Origin of the sequence: Bartonella sp. DB5-6 (assembly GCF_000278115.1) — a bacterium.
GTDB classification, from domain to species: Bacteria; Pseudomonadota; Alphaproteobacteria; order Rhizobiales; family Rhizobiaceae; genus Bartonella; species Bartonella refiksaydamii.
This window is the reverse complement of record NZ_JH725121.1, coordinates 82751-85566: the sequence shown is the minus strand read 5'-3', so window position 1 is coordinate 85566 and position 2816 is coordinate 82751. Positions and strand designations below refer to the sequence as shown.

The window sequence follows — 2816 nt, the reverse complement described above, 5'->3', positions numbered from 1 at the left end:
GTTGCTTTGTTCTTTGTCTTTTGCGCGGGGTGATTTTTGTGGAGAAGGTATTGTGGATGGGGATTTTTTTGAGGGAGACGATCTAGTAGATTGTTCAAGGCGTCTTTCAAATTCTTCCACTATACGAGATACTGAAGGAGAGGAGTGTGTTTTTTTCATGCATGTTTCCTTTCAAGCTTGCCCCAATATCAATATTTTTTAGAAAATCTCTTTCTTGTGCGCTCTCCAACTTTATGTTTTTTATAGTTTTTTATGTAAAGGAGGATGCCAATTTGAATGGTTTTAAAAGATTTTTCGCTACTTGCGTGGATCGTAATTGGCTTTTATGTCTTTTGTATAGTTTTTTTATGAAATTTTATTAATAAATTGCGCAAAATTAGAGGGGTTTGCGTAAAAAGAGGGGCGATTGTATCAAATAAAGGGAGAATTATGATAATTTTTTTTCTTGACATTAGACAAAACTTCTTGGTGCAATTTATATAAAACGCTTTGCGCCAAGAAGTTAGATTAAAAGCTCAAATTTATATGCACTTAGCTAGCAAAAGCTACTGCTTTTGGTGTTGCGGTTTTGCGTGGTCGAACATCTATTGCTCTTTGGTGTTCATATCTAGAGGTTTCAGCAACCTCATGCTTATTTTCTGCTACGTGTTCATGTCTTCTAGAGGGGTGTGATAAGTCTTGCTGTTTTTGCACGTTTTTATCTAGCTTGACGGATGACACATGGTATTGGTGTTTTGTCTGATGGGGCTGCACGATGTTTTCTTTTATTTGTTTTACAGCATTTGCATAATTATCAACGGCTTCAATCAGGGAAGAAAGACCTTCTTCAGCATGTTTGCGCGCACTATTTTTAAAGCCGCACATACTGACACCGGCATATCTATGAAAAGATTGAGGATGTGCTGCAAGTTGCCATGTTAGCTTTTCTCCCATAGAAGGGTTTGTAAGCAGCTCTTCAGTTTTTTCTTGCAAAACATGAGGCTTTCCAAAAACGGTTTTACACCAATATTGGATTTGTGCGTGGTATCTTTGAACTGTTTGATCTCCTTGAACTAAGTTAGCAAGTTCTGTATTTGAGAGGGGGTCTCTTTCCCTTTCAGAATTATATGGGGTTTGCAGGATTTTTGCTATTGCTTCATTGCTCATTGATTTTTCATAACGCTTTAGTTCTGCGTCTGGGGATTGCATCAAGCACTTTCTTGCATATAGTACAGCTTCTATATAACAATCAACAGCGCCACTTAGGGAAGTAATGCTATCTTCAGCATGTTGACGGGTGCTATTTTTTATGCCACATACACTCACACCAGCAAGCTTAGAAATGCTCGCAGGGTGTGCTGTAATTTGCCATGAGAGACCGTCTAATACACTGGGATTTTTTTGAATTTGCTCAATCTTTTCCTGCAAAATATTTCTGTTTCCATAAACCGTTTGGCACAAATATTGGATTTGTTCTTGATACATTCTAACCAATGGATTGTGTGGAATTATCTGCGTAATTTGTTTTTCCGAAAGAGACCTCACTGTTCTTTGTGAAGCAACCGTTGTATATAAAGTTTCTTCTTTTTGCTTTCTTTTAGCCACTCTTTCTGTTTTCTTTTGTGAAGCAACCGTTGCGTAGAGGGTTTCATTCCCTTTCTCCTTCACAATATCTCTGTCTTTGGAGTGATGCGGTGTTGTTGAAAAATCAAGCGTTGCGTACACAATCTCCTTTTCAGTTGTAACGGTATTCTTTTTTTGTGTGCGAGGTGGTTTTGGGGGAGCTACCTGCGTATAGAAGGCTTGAGGGGCAGAAGATGTTGGGACAGCTTGTTTATAGCGTTGTATGAGTTCTTTTACTGAGGGGTGCGAAGAAGGGGTTGGTTGATTTTTTTTCATGCATGTTTCCTTTCAAAAATTATTTTAGAAAACCTCTTTGGTGCACCCACCATCTTTATGCTTTGATAATTTTTATACAAAAAAGGTGCCTATTTGAATGACCTCTAAAGACGCTGCGCTACTTATGGTTGTCGTAATAGATATTTATGTTTTTTATACAGCTTCTTTATGAAATTTTATCAATATGTTATACAAAATATGGGGACTGTTGTGATGGAATTTGTTCGTAACATGGCACAAAAAACTTTAGCGCAATCCCGATAAAATGAATTGCGCTAAAAGATCAGATAAAAGGCAAAAATTTACGTAAACTTACATTGCAAAAGCCATTCCTTTCCCACCTTCATGTCTGCTACGTGATTGCACTTCGCGCTGTGGGGAAGTATGGCGTTCTTCCCCTGCACGATGATGGTGGTGATGCTTATGTGCTCTTTCTGGACTTTCTCCTCTTTCATGTCCTTGTTGTCTTGCCTGCTCACGGGTAAAATCTTTGTGTAGCTTTTGTGCATTTGCTACATGCCTGTCAAGAGCTGCACAAAGGGGGCCAAAACCATCTTCAGCCTCTCTGCGTTGTGGGGATTTGACACCAAGTACTGTTCTACCAGCAAGCTTACCTATACCCTCAGGATTTTCTGCAACTCCCCGTGCGACCTGTTCTCCTTTCTGAGGATTGTCAAGAATCTGAGCAAGTTGGCTATTCAAAGCATACGGGTTACCATAAACAACTTGGCACCATTCTTGGACTTCTCTTACACCATATTGGAAGTTTGTGTTTTGTAAAAGCTTTGAAGTAATTTCATCTTTCGGAGACCTAGGAGAGGGAGAGGTTCTTCCTGTGTTAACATCTGCGTAGACAGTTTCTGCTGATTGCTGGTGGTTTCGCCCTTTGTTTCCTCCTATGTTAATATCTGCATAGACAGGTTCTGCTGCTTTTTGGG

The 2816-nt window shown here is 39.3% G+C and carries 2 protein-coding genes; both read right to left on the bottom strand.

Features of this window, described 5'->3' with window-relative positions; genetic code table 11:
- Window positions 1–531 precede the first annotated feature (531 nt).
- Window positions 532–1878 carry a BID domain-containing T4SS effector gene (locus tag MCO_RS07800; protein ID WP_007553642.1) on the bottom strand — a complete coding sequence of 449 codons (1347 nt, stop codon included), beginning with the start codon at window positions 1876–1878 and terminating at the stop codon, window positions 532–534.
- A gap of 312 nt (window positions 1879–2190) precedes the next feature.
- Window positions 2191–2816, bottom strand: a 626-nt coding sequence (locus tag MCO_RS07795; RefSeq protein ID WP_007553639.1) for a BID domain-containing T4SS effector, incomplete at its 5' end; no start/stop codon positions are given.

Excerpts from the sequence above, each read along its gene's own strand:
- MCO_RS07800 (WP_007553642.1), bottom strand. The coding sequence starts at position 1,878 with ATGAAAAAAAATCAACCAACCCCTTCTTCGCACCCCTCAGTAAAAGAA.